This window comes from Millisia brevis NBRC 105863, assembly GCF_001552615.1.
In the GTDB taxonomy this organism is placed as follows: Bacteria; Actinomycetota; Actinomycetes; order Mycobacteriales; family Mycobacteriaceae; genus Millisia; species Millisia brevis.
Window position 1 is genome coordinate 193,305 of record NZ_BCRN01000003.1, and the last position, 15,073, is coordinate 208,377.

Annotated in this window: 15 protein-coding genes; 3 read left to right on the forward strand and 12 right to left on the reverse strand. The window is 69.2% G+C overall.

The window, feature by feature from the left end; translation table 11 throughout:
* The first annotated feature begins 1 nt into the window (after position 1).
* Complete coding sequence (locus tag MB1_RS05640) at positions 2–718, forward strand: phosphoribosyltransferase (protein WP_066904654.1); 717 nt, start codon at positions 2–4, stop codon at positions 716–718.
* A gap of 97 nt (positions 719–815) precedes the next feature.
* On the opposite strand, the gene MB1_RS26285 is transcribed toward MB1_RS05640, so the two are convergent.
* From MB1_RS26285 to MB1_RS05690, 10 genes are all read right to left on the reverse strand, one after another.
* The gene (locus MB1_RS26285; RefSeq protein WP_066904656.1) at positions 816–1,079 is read right to left on the reverse strand and encodes a hypothetical protein; all 264 of its coding nucleotides are present in this window, start codon (positions 1,077–1,079) and stop codon (positions 816–818) included.
* Positions 1,070–1,801 carry a hypothetical protein gene (locus MB1_RS05650; protein ID WP_066904657.1) on the reverse strand — a complete coding sequence of 244 codons (732 nt, stop codon included), beginning with the start codon at positions 1,799–1,801 and terminating at the stop codon, positions 1,070–1,072. The genes MB1_RS26285 and MB1_RS05650 overlap by 10 nt, the downstream gene beginning before the upstream one ends.
* Before the next feature lie 173 nt (positions 1,802–1,974).
* A complete protein-coding gene (locus MB1_RS05655; RefSeq protein ID WP_066904659.1) occupies positions 1,975–3,048 on the reverse strand; it encodes an ABC transporter ATP-binding protein in 1,074 nt (357 codons plus the stop codon).
* Between the two features lies 1 nt (position 3,049).
* Positions 3,050–4,366: an ABC transporter substrate-binding protein gene (locus tag MB1_RS05660; protein WP_066904661.1), complete on the reverse strand. Its 1,317-nt coding sequence runs from the start codon at positions 4,364–4,366 to the stop codon at positions 3,050–3,052.
* Between the two features lie 43 nt (positions 4,367–4,409).
* Positions 4,410–5,246, reverse strand: a complete 837-nt coding sequence (locus tag MB1_RS05665; RefSeq protein WP_084351058.1) for a carbohydrate ABC transporter permease — start codon at positions 5,244–5,246, stop codon at positions 4,410–4,412.
* A gap of 92 nt (positions 5,247–5,338) precedes the next feature.
* The gene (locus MB1_RS05670; protein ID WP_066904665.1) at positions 5,339–6,253 is read right to left on the reverse strand and encodes a carbohydrate ABC transporter permease; all 915 of its coding nucleotides are present in this window, start codon (positions 6,251–6,253) and stop codon (positions 5,339–5,341) included.
* Positions 6,254–6,456: 203 nt separating this feature from the next.
* Entirely contained in the window at positions 6,457–6,876 is a 420-nt protein-coding gene (locus MB1_RS05675; protein ID WP_066904667.1) for a nitroreductase/quinone reductase family protein, read from the reverse strand.
* A gap of 134 nt (positions 6,877–7,010) precedes the next feature.
* Positions 7,011–7,697 carry a YceI family protein gene (locus tag MB1_RS05680; protein ID WP_066904669.1) on the reverse strand — a complete coding sequence of 229 codons (687 nt, stop codon included), beginning with the start codon at positions 7,695–7,697 and terminating at the stop codon, positions 7,011–7,013.
* Between the two features lie 216 nt (positions 7,698–7,913).
* Positions 7,914–9,479: an AMP-binding protein gene (locus tag MB1_RS05685; RefSeq protein ID WP_281189840.1), complete on the reverse strand. Its 1,566-nt coding sequence runs from the start codon at positions 9,477–9,479 to the stop codon at positions 7,914–7,916.
* On the reverse strand, positions 9,476–10,870 hold the full coding sequence (locus MB1_RS05690) for an MFS transporter (RefSeq protein WP_066904671.1): 1,395 nt from the start codon (positions 10,868–10,870) through the stop codon (positions 9,476–9,478). The genes MB1_RS05685 and MB1_RS05690 overlap by 4 nt, the downstream gene beginning before the upstream one ends.
* A 252-nt stretch (positions 10,871–11,122) precedes the next feature.
* Between MB1_RS05690 and MB1_RS05695 the strand changes: the two genes are divergently transcribed.
* On the forward strand, positions 11,123–11,800 hold the full coding sequence (locus MB1_RS05695; protein WP_066904673.1) for a TetR/AcrR family transcriptional regulator: 678 nt from the start codon (positions 11,123–11,125) through the stop codon (positions 11,798–11,800).
* 16 nt (positions 11,801–11,816) lie between these two features.
* The gene (locus MB1_RS05700) at positions 11,817–13,040 is read left to right on the forward strand and encodes an SLC13 family permease (RefSeq protein ID WP_066904675.1); all 1,224 of its coding nucleotides are present in this window, start codon (positions 11,817–11,819) and stop codon (positions 13,038–13,040) included.
* Here MB1_RS05700 and MB1_RS05705 read toward each other — a convergent pair.
* On the reverse strand, positions 13,002–14,045 hold the full coding sequence (locus MB1_RS05705) for a heme-dependent oxidative N-demethylase subunit alpha family protein (RefSeq protein WP_066904676.1): 1,044 nt from the start codon (positions 14,043–14,045) through the stop codon (positions 13,002–13,004). The two genes, MB1_RS05700 and MB1_RS05705, sit on opposite strands and share 39 nt — an antisense overlap.
* Positions 14,042–15,016 carry a PDR/VanB family oxidoreductase gene (locus MB1_RS05710; RefSeq protein ID WP_066904678.1) on the reverse strand — a complete coding sequence of 325 codons (975 nt, stop codon included), beginning with the start codon at positions 15,014–15,016 and terminating at the stop codon, positions 14,042–14,044. The genes MB1_RS05705 and MB1_RS05710 overlap by 4 nt, the downstream gene beginning before the upstream one ends.
* Positions 15,017–15,073 lie beyond the last annotated feature (57 nt).

Below are 15,073 nucleotides of genomic sequence, written 5' to 3' on the forward strand. Positions count from 1 at the left end.
GATGGATCTGACCGGCTACGGCAGCTATCACGACCGGATCGTCCCGGCGGCCACCTACCCGCAACTGCCGCCGGGCCCCTACCCCGACACCTTTCCGGTGCGCCTGCCCGACGGGGACTGGGCCGAGCTGCCGTTCCTGGCGTTGCCGGACGGCTTCGACACCGCGATCGCCTACCTGTGCATCACCGAGAACTCCTTCGACCTCGAGGACCGGCTGTCGACGGCGATGGCGGAACTGGTCGCCGACCTCGACGCGGAGGTGGTGATCGGAATGCCGACGCTCGGCATGGTGCTCGCGGCATCGGTCGCCCGCAAGCTCGGCCATCCCTGGTATGTGCCGCTGAGCTATTCGCGGAAGTTCTGGTTCACCGACGAATGCTCGGTGCCGGTCCGGTCGATCACCAGCCCCACCGTGCCCAAGACGGTCTACATCGATCCGCGACTGCTCGAACGCCTCGACGGGCGGCGGGTGCTGCTGGTCGAGGACGTCATCTCCACCGGCGGCACCGTGAGCGCGGAGTTGACGCTGATGCGGCGGCTCGGGGTGAACGTCGTCGGCGTGGTGACCGCGATCAAGGAGACCAATGTCTGGGAGGGGGCGCTCGCCGCGATCGATCCGACCTGGCCGGACCTGGTGCGCGCCCCGATCTCGCTGCCACTGTTCCGCCGCACCCCCGGCGGCTGGCAGCCCGATCCCACCACCGCCCCCACCCCCTGAACCCGCCCCGCTCCTCCGGTAGCCCGATCCCCCTGACCCGCCCGCTCTTTGGGGAGCCCGAAAGCCATGGGGTGGGTACGAAACTCCCCACAGGCGGTCACAGCACGCAGCCGGGGCCGCAGGGGCGGGGGCGGCCGGACCACCCCGCCCGTTGGAGCAGGGCGGCCAGCCGCCGCGCGGTCTCGCAGGGGCGGTGGAAGACCTGCCCGTAGCCCAGCCGCACCGCCTTTTCGTTGCGCACCCATGCGTCGAGGTCGCGGTCGAGGTCCCGATCTCGTTGGGCGGCGGTGTCGTGGTGGAGCCGGCCGTCGAGTTCGATGACGAGGTCGTGACTGACCACGTCGCGCCGGGTCAACCCCATGGTCGCGCGAACCTCCGATTGTCCGGCCGCCCGCGGCAGGCCGTGCGCCCGCTCGACGCCCTGCAGGTAGCCCTGCTCGAGCACCGAACACGACCCCCGGCGACATCGACCAACAGATCGAGCAGCCACGCCCGGTCCGGCACCCGACGATTCTCGAGCGCCGTCCGAATCCGGTACGGCGACGTGCGTCGACCGCGGCAGGCGCGGGCGATGATGTCGACACGATCCCAACGGTTTTCCTCGTCGAGGCATGTGTCGATCACCGCGTGCTCGTAGCGCACCCGCGACGGCGCCGACCACGGATCGAGGCGATCGTGGAAGCTACGACTGCGGTGGACCACCACGCCCGCCGGGGCGCGCAGTCGTCGGGAATGGGAGACCAGGACGTGGATGGGCACCCGCTCGGGTCCGGCCGTGCGCGGCCCTTCGATCGCCCGGATCGCCGAGAGGTGGGTCAGGGCGGCGGGGTGGGCCCAGAGCACCGCGGCGCCGGCGCGCTGTTCCCAACTCGGCGGGCCGGTATGCGCGACGTAGACGCTCGGCAGGATCGGCGCCCAGATGCGCCGGCGCAGGAGTCGCCGGATGTCGTGGGGACGATAACCATGGTCGATCGCCTGGCGGTGGCTGATCACGCCCGCCGGCAGGTCGAGCAGGTCCTCGATAACGGCACCCGGATCCGGCTCGGGCCCGGCCGGCGCGAGTGATCGTTCGGATGGCGGCACCCCCTCACGGTGCCCGCCCGGGAAGCCGATCCGCTACAGGGTTCCCGGACCTGTGGATGACGCTTCGCGCCCGGGGATAGTCCACGCCCGCCGGGCCGATCCTGTGCTAGTGGCGCAGCCATCCCCCGCTGAACCGGATGTGGCCGCGCCGAATCGGATACCGACAGGCGCCCTCACACGTCCAGGCGTATGCCGGTCACCCCGTCGAACCAGTAGAGCTCGTCGGCGATCGGGGTCAGGCCGACCTCGTCACCGACGGCGTACCGCACCCGATGGTCGGCCCGCACGACCACCCGTCCACCGCGGAGGTCGAGATCCGCTGCGCAGTAGACGAATTGTTCGGACCCCAGCTCCTCGACCAGCTCGACCCGCGCGCGCAGCGAGCCGGGGGTGCCGGCGGTACCGACCACCCACGACTCGGGGCGGAACCCGATCGTCACGGTCGGACCCACCGACCGCGGCACATCGATCACCGCCTCGCCGATGCGGGCGGTCGCGTCGGTGACCGCCGCATCCACCAGGCACATCTGCGGCGAGCCCATGAAGCCGGCGACAAAGACATTGGCCGGACGGGTGTAGATCTCCCGCGGCCCGTCGACCTGTTGGAGCACCCCGTCGCGCAGGACCGCCACCCGGTGCCCCATCGTCATCGCCTCGACCTGGTCGTGCGTGACGTACAGGGTGGTGACCCCGAGATCCTTCTGCAGCGTGGCGATCTGGGCTCGGGTGTTGACCCGCAGCTTCGCGTCCAGATTCGACAGCGGCTCGTCCATGCAGAACACCTTGGGGCGCCGGACGATCGCCCGGCCCATCGCCACCCGCTGGCGCTGGCCGCCGGACAGCTTGGCCGGCTTGCGGTCGAGCAGGTTTTCCAACTCCAACATCCGCGCGACCTGTTCGACCCGCGCGTCGGTATCCGCCTTGCCGACACCGGCATTGCGCAGCGCGAAGCCCATATTCCCGGCCACGGTCATATTCGGGTAGAGCGCGTAGTTCTGGAAGACCATCGCGACATCGCGGGCCTTCGGCGCCATCCCGCCGACATCGCGGCCGTCGATCCGGATCGCCCCGGACTGCACCGGTTCGAGTCCCGCGACCATCCGCAGGCTCGTCGACTTGCCGCACCCGGATGGGCCGACGAGGACCATGAATTCCCCGTCGGCGATCTCGAGGTCCAGCGCGTCGACCGCGGGCGGCCCGTCGTCGGAGAAACGACGGGTCGCCCGATCGAAGGTGACCGTCGCCATATCAGGGCAGCTTCGGTTGGATCTGGCTGGTGTAGATCTGCTCGATCTGGTTCGCCATATCGGCCAGAGCGCCTTCCACCTCGGCGTTCTGGAGGCCGATGCGCTCGTAGCCGGTGCCGATGATCTTGTCGCCACCCGGGATGAAGACCCGTGCGTAGTCCTGCGGCTTGGTCTCCGGCAACTGGTCGATCGCGGTGCGGAAGTTCGGGTTCTGATCGAGGAAGCCGGTCATCGCCGCATCGTCGCGCGCCGCCTTGCGCACCGGCACGTATCCGACGTTCTGGGAGAAGTACACCGTGTTGTCGGTATTGGTGATGAAGTCGATGAACTTGAGCGCGTTGACCTTGCGCTCATCGGAGATTCGCGCCGGGATCGCGAGACCCGCCCCGCCGGTGGGGCATCCGGCGATTCCGTTCGGCGCCGGCAGGAAGGCGGTACCGAAGTCGAAGGTCGAGTTGCGGGTGATGCCGGACAGGTCGCCGGTCGAGGCGATCGTCGAGCCGATGATCCCCGCACTGAACTCCGCGGCGATGTCGTTGGAGATCTTGGCGTATCGCTTGTCGTGGATCGACTGCGAAAGGTAGCGGGCGGCCTCGACGGTATTAGGATCGGTGAACTTCAGGTCCCACTGGTCGGAGTAGGCGCCACCGAAGGTCCAGTTCGGTCCCTGGAAGGTCCAGCCGAGGTAGCTCGTGCCGTTGCCCCAGCCGTGGGCCTGACGCCCGTCGCCGACGACGCCCTGCAGGCGCGGACCCCACTCGTCGAATTCCTGCCAGGACTGCGGACCACGATCGGGCAGTCCGGCCTGCGACCAGACCTGCTTGTTGTAGTAGAACAGCGGGGTCGACCGCGCATAGGGCAGCGCCCAGGTCTGACCATTCCACCCGTAGTCGCCGATCAGCGAGTCGACGTAGGTCGAGCTGTCGACGCCGGCCTGCCCGAAGAGGTCGTCGAGCGGGGTGATCGCGCCGGTGAGCGCGAAGTTGAACCACCAGACGTCGCTGAGGATCATGATGTCGGGCAGATCGCCGCCGGACAGCGCGGCGTTGAACTTCTGCGCCGCCTCCTCGTAGTTCTTGCCCGCGTCGACCAGCTGCACCGTGATGTCCGGGTTGGCCGCCTGGAAGCGGGAGATCAGTTCGCGTTCCACGTCGGCCGACTGACCGGGGTGATTCGACCAGAAGGACAGCTGGTTGGGATCGCCGCCCTGTGCGGCGCCGCCGGACCCGGATTCGGATCCCGCGCAGGCCGCCACGGTCAGGCCCGCGGCCACAACACCTGCGGCGGCGAGGAAGCTGCGACGTGAAAGGTTGGTCATGACACCTACTCCTGGTGGTTGAAACAACGGTGCGCGGACACGGTCAACCCTTGACCGCGCCGGAGGTCAGGCCCTTGATCATTTGGCGTTGCAGCAACAGGAAGACGATCAACATCGGGAGCATCGTCAGCAGCGTCGCCGCCATCACCGGCCCCCAATTGGTCAGGCCGTCACTGTTCTGCAGCTGGGTCAGCCCGATCGGCAGGGTGGCGACCCGGTAGTCGTCGGCCATCAGGAACGGCCAGAGGTATTCGTTCCATTCGTTGACCAGCGTGATGATGGCGAAGGCGACCATCGTCGGCACCGACATCGGCAGCACGACGCGGGTCAGCAGTCGGAAGTGGCCGGCGCCGTCCATCCGCGCGGCCTCGATGATCTCCGGCGGCAGCGACAGAAAGTGGTTGCGCATCAGGAACGTTCCGAAGGCCACCCCCGCCAGCGGCAGGATGATGCCCAGAAAGGTGTTGCGCAGCCCGAGGGAGGCGATCAGCGAGTAGTTGGTGATCACGGTGATCTGATTCGGCACCATCAGCGCCGCGATGATCGCCAGGAAGACGACGTTCTTGAACGGGAAGCGTAGGAACACCAGCCCGTAGGCGCTCAGCACGCCGAGGCAGAACTTGATGGCGCCGAGGATGCCGGTGACGATGATCGAGTTGCGCAGGAAGGTCCAGAACGGCACGGAGCCGGTCGCTTCGGCGTAGTTCTCCGGTCGCCAGATGCCGGGCCACCACACCGCCGGCTGCACGTAGATCTCCGAACGGTCCTTGAACGAGGCGACCAGGATCCAGAACAGCGGGACCGCGATGATCGCGACAACCACCGCCATGGCGAGGTAGCCGAACAGGTCGGCCAGGAATCTCCTGCGCTGCATGCTCATCGGCGGCCGCGTTTCGCGCGGCTTCGGCGCGGCGGAGGTCGCCGCCGGGGCGCTCGTGCCCGCCGCGGTCGGTGTCCGACGATCGGTATCGCTCACGACTGCGACCGATCCATCATCCGCACCTGCAGCACGGTCACGATCAGCAGCGCGAGGAACATGATCGTCGCAACCGTGGCCCCGTAGCCGGCGCGGAAGTTGCCGAACGTCTCGTCGTAGACCTGGTAGACCATCGTGGTGGTGCCGATGCCGAGCGGGCCGCCGCGGGTCATCACGTTGATGATGTCGAAGACCTGAAGGGAGTTGAGCAACACGGTGATCGACAGGAAGAACGTCGTCGGTCTCAGCTGCGGGAGCAGCACCCTGCGGAAGTAGGTCCACCGGGAGGCGCCGTCGATGGCGGCCGCCTCGTCGAGATCGATCCGCCGGCCCTGCAGCGCCGCCAGGTAGATCACGAAGGCGTAGCCGAGGTTCTTCCACACGTAGGTCACGGTGATCATGAACAGCGCCCAGCCGGGGCGTTGATAGAAGTCCGGCGCGACGATGCCGACGCGGGACAGCAGATCGTTGATCAGACCGAAGTTCGGGTCGAAGACGAACTGGAAGGCCACGCCGACGGCCGCGCCGGACAGGACGAAGGGGGCGAAGACGATCGATCGGACCAGATTGCGCCCGCGCAGTTGCCGATCGAGCAGCAGGGCGAGCATCAGCCCGAGAACCATACTGCCGCAGACGGATACAACCGTGAAGATCAGCGTATTGGAGACGATGGTCCAGGAGTCCGGCCGCGTCAGCCATTCCCGGTAGTTGTTGAATCCGATGAAGGACGCGCCCGGTGCGGCGAGATTCCAGTCGAAGAACGACATCCGGACGTTCTCGATCAACGGCCGGTAGGTGAATACGCCCAGCAGAATCAGATTGGGGCCCACGAGCAGCAGGAACAACCCGTAGCTACGCCACGGCCGCACCCCCGCCGTGGCGGGTTCGACCCGCTCGTTGACCACCGACACGCGGGGAAGTGTTCCCCGCCCGGCGGGCCGCGGTCTGAACGTGCGGTGCAGCCGATGTGAACCGATGTCGACCCGTTGGGTTTTAGACCCCTATCGGGGACCCGGTTCGGGCGGCCTGCGGCTGTCGGGCGCCGCGCCGGGCGATCGGCGCGCGGTCGGCACGCCGATCACCCGGGGCAGGTCGCCGCCCGGGTGGACGGGGGTCAGCCGCGCCGCAGCAGGAAGACCGGGATGGTGCGGTCGCCGGCCTTGACCTGGTAGTCGGCAAAGGCCGGAGAACGGTCGACGAACTGCTGCCAGCCGGCGTCGCGATCCGCGCCGGTGAGCTCGACCGCCGTGACCGGGGTCGAATCGATGGAATCGGCCGTCGGGTAATCCAGCGAGATGTCGGGGTGGGCGAGCAGGTTGTGGTACCAGGCGGGGTTGCTCGGGGCGCCGGCCGCGGAGGCGGCGATCAGCCAGCCGTCGTCGACCGGAATACCGGCAAGCGGGATGGTGCGCTGCGCGCCGCTCTTGGCGCCGATGCTGTGCACCAACACGAGGGAACGGCCGAAGCCCATGGTCTGCACGGTGCCGTTGTTGGCCCGAAACTCGTCGACGATCGTCGTATTGAAGTCACTCATGTGCTCAGCCTGCCCCGGGCGGAGTGCGAATGGGGAGAGGCAAATTCGGACAGAAAACGAGGATGGGGAGCCTCGACGTCGGGTGATGACGCCGAGACTCCCCGGATCGTGACGAACGGGATCGACAGGGGCGGTCAGCTCTGGTCGAGCACCACCAGGAAGTCGACGGTGCCGGCGTTCTCGACGGTGACGAATCCGAGCGACGGCGGCTCGATGCCGTAGTCGGCGAAGGTGATGGGGATCGCCCCGGAGACCACCAGCTCCGATCCGCTGCGCAGGGCATCGGCCTGGACGGTGACCGGTTGGGTCTGCCCGGCCAATTCGAGCGTGCCGGTCAGCGCGACCGTTCCGGAGGTCCCGTCGGTGGGCAGCGCGGACAGGTCGGCGGGCTCGGTGACGGTGAACGTCGCGGTCGGGTTGGCCGCCACGTCGAAGATGTTGTTCCGGAACTGGTTGTCCCGGCGGTCGGAGTCGGTGGTGATCGTCGCGGTCTGCACGACGATCGATCCGGCGGTGACCTGGTCGTCCGCGACGGTGACCGAGCCGGTCACGTCCGGGGTGGTGCCCACGACGGTGACGTCCGCACCGTTGAGCACCTCGTCGACGGTATAGCCGGCCGCGGTCGTATTCGCCCCGCCGCCCGGCACCACGGCCCAGTCACCGTTGATGTCCCCCTCGGCGGCGACGGCGCCCGAGGTATCCACGGTCGCAGCGGGAGCGGAGTCTTCGGCGATGTACTCGGCGTAGACCCGCGGCCCGAACCAGGCCAACAGTCCCACGACCACGACAACCGCCAGGCCTACGATCCATTTAGTTCGCATGTCAACTAATAGTAGTGGACCTTCCCCGGGAGAACCCCGGGAGCAGGCTCCGAATCGGCCGAACGAATCCCGACGAATCGCCCAACCCTACGAGCCCGCTCCCGGCGGCGCCACCCGAACGATCGGCCGCACTCCCCTCCCTCGCGGCGGACGTTCCCGGCGCGGACGTTCCCCTCCGCCCGGGGCGGATCTTCCACGGTCCGCGGGCGGACGTTCCTAGTGCGCCGGCGTGTACTGCTCGCGCAGGAGCCGCTTGAGCAGCTTGCCGGTGGGGGTGCGCGGCAGTTGCTCGGCGAAGTCGATCCCGCGCGGGCACTTGTAGCCGGAGAGATTCTCGCGGCAGTACTCCAACAGGAGCTCTGCGCGCTCGGCGGTCGGCTCGAGTCCGGGCCGCAACTGCACGACGGCGTGCACCACCTGCCCGAGTTCCGGATGCGGGATGCCGAAGACCGCGGCGTCGAGCACGTCGGGCGAGCCGACCAGCACGTTCTCCGCCTCCTGCGGGTAGATATTGACCCCGCCGCTCAGCACGAGATCCGACCGCCGGTCGGACAGGTAGAGGTAGCCGTCAGCGTCGACGTAACCGAGGTCGCCGACCGTGGTCCAGCCCACGGAATTGTGGGCCTGCGCGGTCTTGTCCGGATCGTTGAGGTACTCGAACGCCGGTCCGTTCTGCGACCAGATCGTCCCGGTGGTCCCGACCGGCAGTTCGACACCCTCGTCGTCGAGGATGCGCGGGGTGCCCGCGACCGGCCTGCCCACCGAACCCGGATGCGCGAGCCATTCGTTCGCATCGAGCTCGGTGAACAGGTAGTTCTCGGTGGCCGAGTAGTACTCGCGCACGATCGGGCCCAGCCAGTCGATCAGCTCGCGCTTGACCTCGGCCGGACAGGGCGCCGCCGCGTGCACCAGGGTGCGCAGCGAGGAGAGGTCGTAGCCGCTTCGCTGCGCGGCGGGCAGCTTGAGGATGCGGATCATCATCGTCGGCACCATCTGGGTGAAGGTGATCCGATGGCGCTCGATCAGCCGCAGGGCCTGCGTCGCGTCGAAGGACTCCATCACCACCACCGTGCCGCCGTGCCGGTGAACCGTCATCGACACCCGCAGCGGAGCGGCGTGATAGAGCGGCGCCGGCGAGAGGTAGACGGTGTCGCGGTCGACTCCCCAGAGCTGATGGAACAGCGTCGTGAAGCCCGGGCCGGTGCCCAGCGGCGGGAGCGGCAGCGCGGCGACCACCCCCTTGGGGCGGCCGGTGGTGCCCGAGGAGTAGAGCAGGTCGGCGCCCTCGCACTCGACCGGCTCGACCTCGGGCGCCGTGCGCACCGCCTCCCCCAGCGATTCGAATCCACCGTCCGCGGCGGCCACCCCGGGCTCGGTGCCGGTGACCAGACGCACCGGCAGCCCGGACAGCCCCTCGACGGCGGCGACGGCCTGCGGCAGCATCGTCGGGCTGGTCACGAGGGCCGAGGCCCCGGAATCGCCCAGGATGTAGGCGATCTCGGCGGGGGTCAGGCGGGTGGACAGGGCGACGTAGCGCAGCCCGATCCGCTGGAAGGCCCAGGCGATCTGCAGGAAGTCGGCGCTGTTCTCCATCAGCAGCGCGGCGGTATCCCCGTGGCGCAGTCCGCGCGACCACAGCAGCCGGGCGATCCCCCGGGAGGTCTCGACCAGCTTGCCGTAGCCGATGGTCTCCCCGCTGCCGGCCATGACGATCGCGGGCCGGTCCGGGTCGGTCGCGGCGTGGGTATCCGGAAACAGCAGGGGCGCGTCGGGCCCGGTCACCGCTGCTCCCCGACCACCACGGCGTCGGTGTCCACCGGGCCGACTTCGGGCTCGTCTCGGCCGGTGACGAAGTGGTCGACCGAGGAGTAGCGGCGGCGGATGATCCCCAGGCAGATCAGTCCGACGACGGTGGTCGCGGCCAGGGCCACGCCGACGCGCCACGCGTTGTCGGGATTGCCGTTGATCAGCGCGACCATCACCATCGGGGCGAAGCCGCCGATGATCGCCGAGATCTGGTAGCCGAGCGAGGCCCCGGAGAACCGCACCTCCGGCGGGAACAGCTCGGCGAACAGCTGCCCCTGGGTGCCGGTTTGCATCGACATCGCGATCACGCCGACGATGACGGCCAGCGCGAAGGGCCACACATTGTCCGGGCCGGAGCTGCGGATCAGCAGCCACATCGGGATCGCCCAGAGTCCCATCGCGATCGTGCCGATGCCGAAGATCACCGTGCGTCCGTAGGTATCGGAGAGCCGGCCGAACAGCGGCACCAATGGGAGCATCAGTAGACAGCCGAGCAGGATGAACCCGAGGACCGCCGAGCGGGAAATGCCGAGGTAGGAGGTCACGAAGAGCACCGATCCGGTGATCATTGTGTAGAAGAAGACGATGCCGGGAGCGTTTGCGGCGGCGGCGAGCAGGATCACGCCGGGGTTCTTGCGGATCACCTGCAGGATCGGCGACCGCGGGACGCTCTTGCTCGCCTCGAGCTTCGCGTTGACCGCCTTGAACTCCGGGGTCTCCTCGAGGAAGCGGTGGATCACGAAGGCGATCGGCAGCATGACCAGGCTGATCCAGAACGGCACCCGCCAGCCCCAGGACAGGAACGTCTCCGAGGAGGCGATGCCGGTGGCGATCAGGAAGGCGACGTTGCCCAGCACGACGCCGATCGGCACGCCGAGCTGCGCGAAGCTGCCGTAGAAGCCGCGCCGGTGGGCGGGCGCCGACTCGGTCGCGATCAGGACCGCGCCACCCCACTGCGCGCCGACCGCCAGGCCCTGCATCAGCCGCAGGACGACCAGCGCGGCGGGCGCGAGCCAGACGACCTGGGTATTGGGAACCAGGCCGATCAACGTGGTGGCGACGGCCATCAGCACGACCGCGCCGACCAGGACCGGCTTGCGGCCGTACCGGTCGCCGAGCTGTCCGGCGAGCACGCCGCCGACCGGGCGGGCGATGAAGCCGACCGCGACGGTGGCGAACGAGTTGAGGGCCGAGACGACCTCGTTGCCGGTGTTGAAGAAGGTCACGTTGAACACCAGCGCCGCGGCGGTGGCGTAGATGAAGAAGTCGTACCACTCGAGCGAGGTGGCTACGGCGGCGGCGATCGACGCACGCATCGGGCCGGAGCGACCCCCCGGCCGGGGTGTCGAGTCCGTGGTGCTGGTCATCGGGTCTCCTTCGACGCCCGGTCGGGGCGCGTGACGGCGCTCACCCAACCCCTGTGTCACGGAGCAACGGTGCAACGCATTGAGATGTTGAACACACCGTAAAGGCTCACTCCACAAACAGTCAATGCTGACTCTTTCGAATTCCTTCCCGTCGACTCCGAGGACCGGTTGGTTCCATTTACGCAGGCAGATGCGCTGCGTGCGCTACAGTGCGAAACAAGAGGTGACTGTTACAGCCGAGGAGGTGGCCTCGTGGAGGGTTCACGCCCCGAGCAGACACGGCGCGAGCAGCGCACCGCGGACTCGCGGGCGCGCATCCTCGACGCCGCCACCCGCTGCCTGGTCGAGGACGGTTACGCCCGGACGACCACCCTGCGGATCCAGCAGGAGGCCGGGGTCTCCCGCGGCCGGTTGTTGCACCACTTCCCGTCCCGTGAGGCGCTGCTGGTGGCCGCCGCCGAGCACGTCGCGCTGCAGCGCATCCACTCGACGGTCGACCGCATCGAGCGGCCCGGCGCGGCCGGGGCGAGCCGGTCCGAGCAGATCCGGCACGTCATCCACGTGATGTGGCAGACCTTCCACGAACCGCACTTCTCCGCGGCCCTCGAGCTGTGGACGGCGGCGCGCACCAACACCGAGATCGCCGGAACCCTGCTGCCCGGCGAGCGGCTGCTCGGCGAGATCATCGACGCGACGATCACCCGGATGTGGGGGCCGGAGCTGTCCGCGCATCCGCGCTTCCCGATGCTGCGCGAACTGCTGATGACCAGCATGCGCGGCGCCGCCCTCGTCTACACCTTCCGGCCGCGCGATCCGGCGACCGATCCGCATCTGTCGATGTGGGTGGAGTTGACCCACACGCTGCTCGGCCTGGAACCCGACGCGGAGCCCGTCGCGGCGACGGCGGGAGCGGACGGCCACGCCGGCTGACGCGTAGGTTGCCTCGGTGGCCACCATCGTCGCGACGCTCGCGCTGCTCGCCCTCCTGGCGACCGCCTATCGGCATCCGCGGGGGCGGGTCGAGGCGGCGGTGTCGATCGCCGCGGCCGGGGCGGTGCTCTCCACCGGCGTTCCGGGCGGCGACGAGATCGCCGAGGAACTGCGCCGGCTCGGCCCGGTGGTCCTCTTCCTGGTGACGATCCTCGTGGTCGCCGACGTCTGCGCCCGCGCCGGATTGTTCACGGCGGCAGCATATCTGGTGCGCCGCTGGGGGCGCGGTCGGCCGATCCCGATCTTCACCGGTGTCTTCGCGCTGGCGGTGCTGGTGACCACGGTGCTGTCGCTGGACGCCACGGTGGTGTTGTTGACCCCGGTGGTGCTGGTGGCCGCGGGCGCGACGGCGCTGGCCCGACCGGGCGCCTTCGCCTGCCTGCGGATGGCGAACTCGGCCTCGCTGCTGCTGCCGGTGTCGAACCTGACGAACCTGCTGGCGATGCGCGGTCTCGACCTGTCCTTCGGCCAGTTCGCGGCCCGGATGGCGCCGGTCCTGGTGGCGGTGCTGGTGGTCGAGTACGTCGGGCTGCGCCTGCTGTTCCGGCGCGATCTGTGCGGCGGGGCCGCACCGGTCGAGCGGGAGGCGCCGCCGCTGCCGATGGTGCCGCTGGTCGTGGTGACGGTGATGTTGGCCGGTTTCGGGGTTCTGTCGACCCGCGGGGTGGAGCCGTTCTGGATGTCCGGGGCCGCCGCGATCGTGCTGACCGGCTGGGCGTTGCGACGCCGGCTCGCCCGACCGATCCACCTGGTGCACGCCGCGCATCCGACGTTCGCACTGTTCGTCCTGGCCCTGGGGGTGGTGGTCGCCGCCCTCGCCGCCGGACCGGGCGGGCGGCTCGTCGCCGACCTGATCCCCGGCGATACGACCTTCGGGTCGCTGCTGGCGATCGCGGTGCTCGCGACCGCGCTGGCAAATCTGCTGACCAACCTGTCGGCCACACTGCTGCTGGTGCCCCTGCTGATCCCGCTGGGGCCCACCGCGATCCTGGCCGCCCTGGTGGGACTGAACGTCGGCTCCGGGCTGAGCTATACGGGATCGCTGGCGAACCTGTTGTGGCGGCGCACCTTACAGCGGTCGGGTACGTCCATCGGCCTCGGCGACTTCCACCGCGTCTCGCTGACGCTGACCCCGGTCGCGCTACTCGCCGGGGTGGCCGCCCTGGCTCTGACCGGCTGACCGGGCCCGCCACCAGCGATCGATCGCCGGTCGCAGCGGCAGGAAGCCCTTGTAGTCGGCGATATCGTCGGGCAGCGTCTCGACCACCGCGACGAACCGCCGGGCCCATTCGGGTACCAGGAGCAGTCGATCGAGCGGCAGCTGCCGATAGTCGATGGTGAACAGGATCGTTCCGGACGGCGCCAGGCGCAGCAGATGCTGGATCTCCACCCGCAGGTTGAACCGCGCGCCGAGCTCGTCGGGGTCGGCGTCGACCAGCGCCGCACGCGCCGGTTTCCATTCGTCGTGGTTCTCCACCGACAGATCGAGCAGCCCGTCGACGCCGAGGGAGAAGTTGATCCGGCGCACCCACTCCCCCGGCGACAGGCGCAGCAAGAAGTCGAGCGCCCGCGGGATCACCCCGTTCTCGATCACCCGGGGCACCGGCCGGTGGAAGTTCTCGAAGCTCGCGCCCACCAGGGCGGGGAACGACCAGTGGGTGGCGAAGGTGACCACGCCGGCGCCGATGCGCAGGTCGTCGCCGTATTGGTCGAGCAGGACGACATCCTCCCCGATCTGGCGTGCGGCGAAGACCAGGGGCGGCTCGTCGAGGGTGTCGGGATCTCCGATGGTGAAGCCGCGGTCGATGCCGGACAGCCGGTTGGTCAGGTGGGCCCGCCGGCCGTCGAGGGTGAAGGTGACCGCGTCGGGACGGCAGGCCGCCAACTCCCGCAACAGCACGACCGCGGCGTCCCACTGGGCGGGCGCGAGATGCTCGAGCGAGCGGTAGCGGGTCGGATCGGTCGCCAGGATGCGGGCGCGCTGGGCGATGCGGTCGGCGTGGTCGGGTTCGACGTTCAGGATCGTTTCGCCCCAGCCGCCGCCGAGGGTCGAGATCGGCACCCGCGCGGTCTCGATATTGGTCCGGTAGGCGAAGGTATCCGCCTCGAACGGGTACGGGAAGCGGGCGACATCGCGAGGTAGATCGGTGGTGGTGTCCGACGGCAGGGCATGTGTTTCGGTCACAGGGCCACCTCCAGGGCGGGTCCGAGGGCACGCGAGACGCAGGGCATCATCTCGGTCCCGGCGGCGCGTTCGCGGGCGGACAGGTACAGGTCGCGGTGATCGATCGATCCGCCACTGACGGGGATACAACAGCGCCCGCATACCCCTCGCCGACATTGGCTGTCGACGTCGACTCCGGCCGCTTCCAATGCTTCGAGCAGCGACTGGTCGGCGGCCACCTCGATCGACCGGCCACTGTTGCGCAGGTCGACGGTGAACGGTTCGGAGGGCCGCTCCGGGGTGGTGAACAGTTCGCTGTGCACCCGATCGGCGGTGACGCCGAGCCGCTCCGCGACCTCTTCGACGGTGCGCACCAATCCGTCCGGGCCGCAGGTGTAGAGGTGCGCGGCCGGGTCCGCCTCGCCGATGAGCCGTTCGAGCTCCTCGACGACCCCGCCCCGCCCGACCAGGTGGGTCACCCGGCCGGCGGTCAGCATGCGCAGATCGTCACGATAGGCGTCGCGTCCGGGTTGGTGGACGTGCAGGGCGGTGATGCGGCCGCCGGTCTCGTGATGCCACCGGGCGTGCGCGAGGATCGGCGTCACCCCGATACCCCCGGCGATCAGCAGATGCTCCGGAGCGGCGAGCACCGGCGCGAACCCCGACCGCGGCAGCGAGACGGTCAGCGACCGCCCGACCGTCAGTCGGTGGATGCGGCGCGATCCGGCACCGATCTCGCGGACCGCGATCGCGTAGGCGTCCGGCTCGAAGGCGGGGCCGATCAACGTATAGGCGCGCACCACCTCGACCTCGTCGGGATGCTCCGGCGGCACGGTCACCAGGATCGAACTGCCCGGCACGAACGACGGCAGCGGTCGCCGATCCGGGGCGGCCAGCCGCAGCTGGCGAATGCCGTCGGCCGGACGTTCGATGCCGATCACCTCGACCGTCAACGACCCCGGGCCGGGCGCGGAGGCGGGCGAAGCGGTCACCGATCCAGCGTACGGCCGAGCGCCGCACGACGCGGCCCGTGCGCGCAGGTGCGACTG

Excerpts from the sequence above, each read along its gene's own strand:
- MB1_RS05690 (WP_066904671.1), bottom strand. The coding sequence starts at position 10,870 with ATGACCAGCACCACGGACTCGACACCCCGGCCGGGGGGTCGCTCCGGC.
- MB1_RS05665 (WP_084351058.1), bottom strand. The coding sequence starts at position 5,246 with ATGAGCATGCAGCGCAGGAGATTCCTGGCCGACCTGTTCGGCTACCTC.
- MB1_RS05675 (WP_066904667.1), bottom strand. The coding sequence starts at position 6,876 with ATGAGTGACTTCAATACGACGATCGTCGACGAGTTTCGGGCCAACAAC.
- MB1_RS05640 (WP_066904654.1), top strand. The coding sequence starts at position 2 with ATGGATCTGACCGGCTACGGCAGCTATCACGACCGGATCGTCCCGGCG.
- MB1_RS05680 (WP_066904669.1), bottom strand. The coding sequence starts at position 7,697 with ATGCGAACTAAATGGATCGTAGGCCTGGCGGTTGTCGTGGTCGTGGGA.
- MB1_RS05655 (WP_066904659.1), bottom strand. The coding sequence starts at position 3,048 with ATGGCGACGGTCACCTTCGATCGGGCGACCCGTCGTTTCTCCGACGAC.
- MB1_RS05660 (WP_066904661.1), bottom strand. The coding sequence starts at position 4,366 with ATGACCAACCTTTCACGTCGCAGCTTCCTCGCCGCCGCAGGTGTTGTG.
- MB1_RS26285 (WP_066904656.1), bottom strand. The coding sequence starts at position 1,079 with ATGGGGTTGACCCGGCGCGACGTGGTCAGTCACGACCTCGTCATCGAA.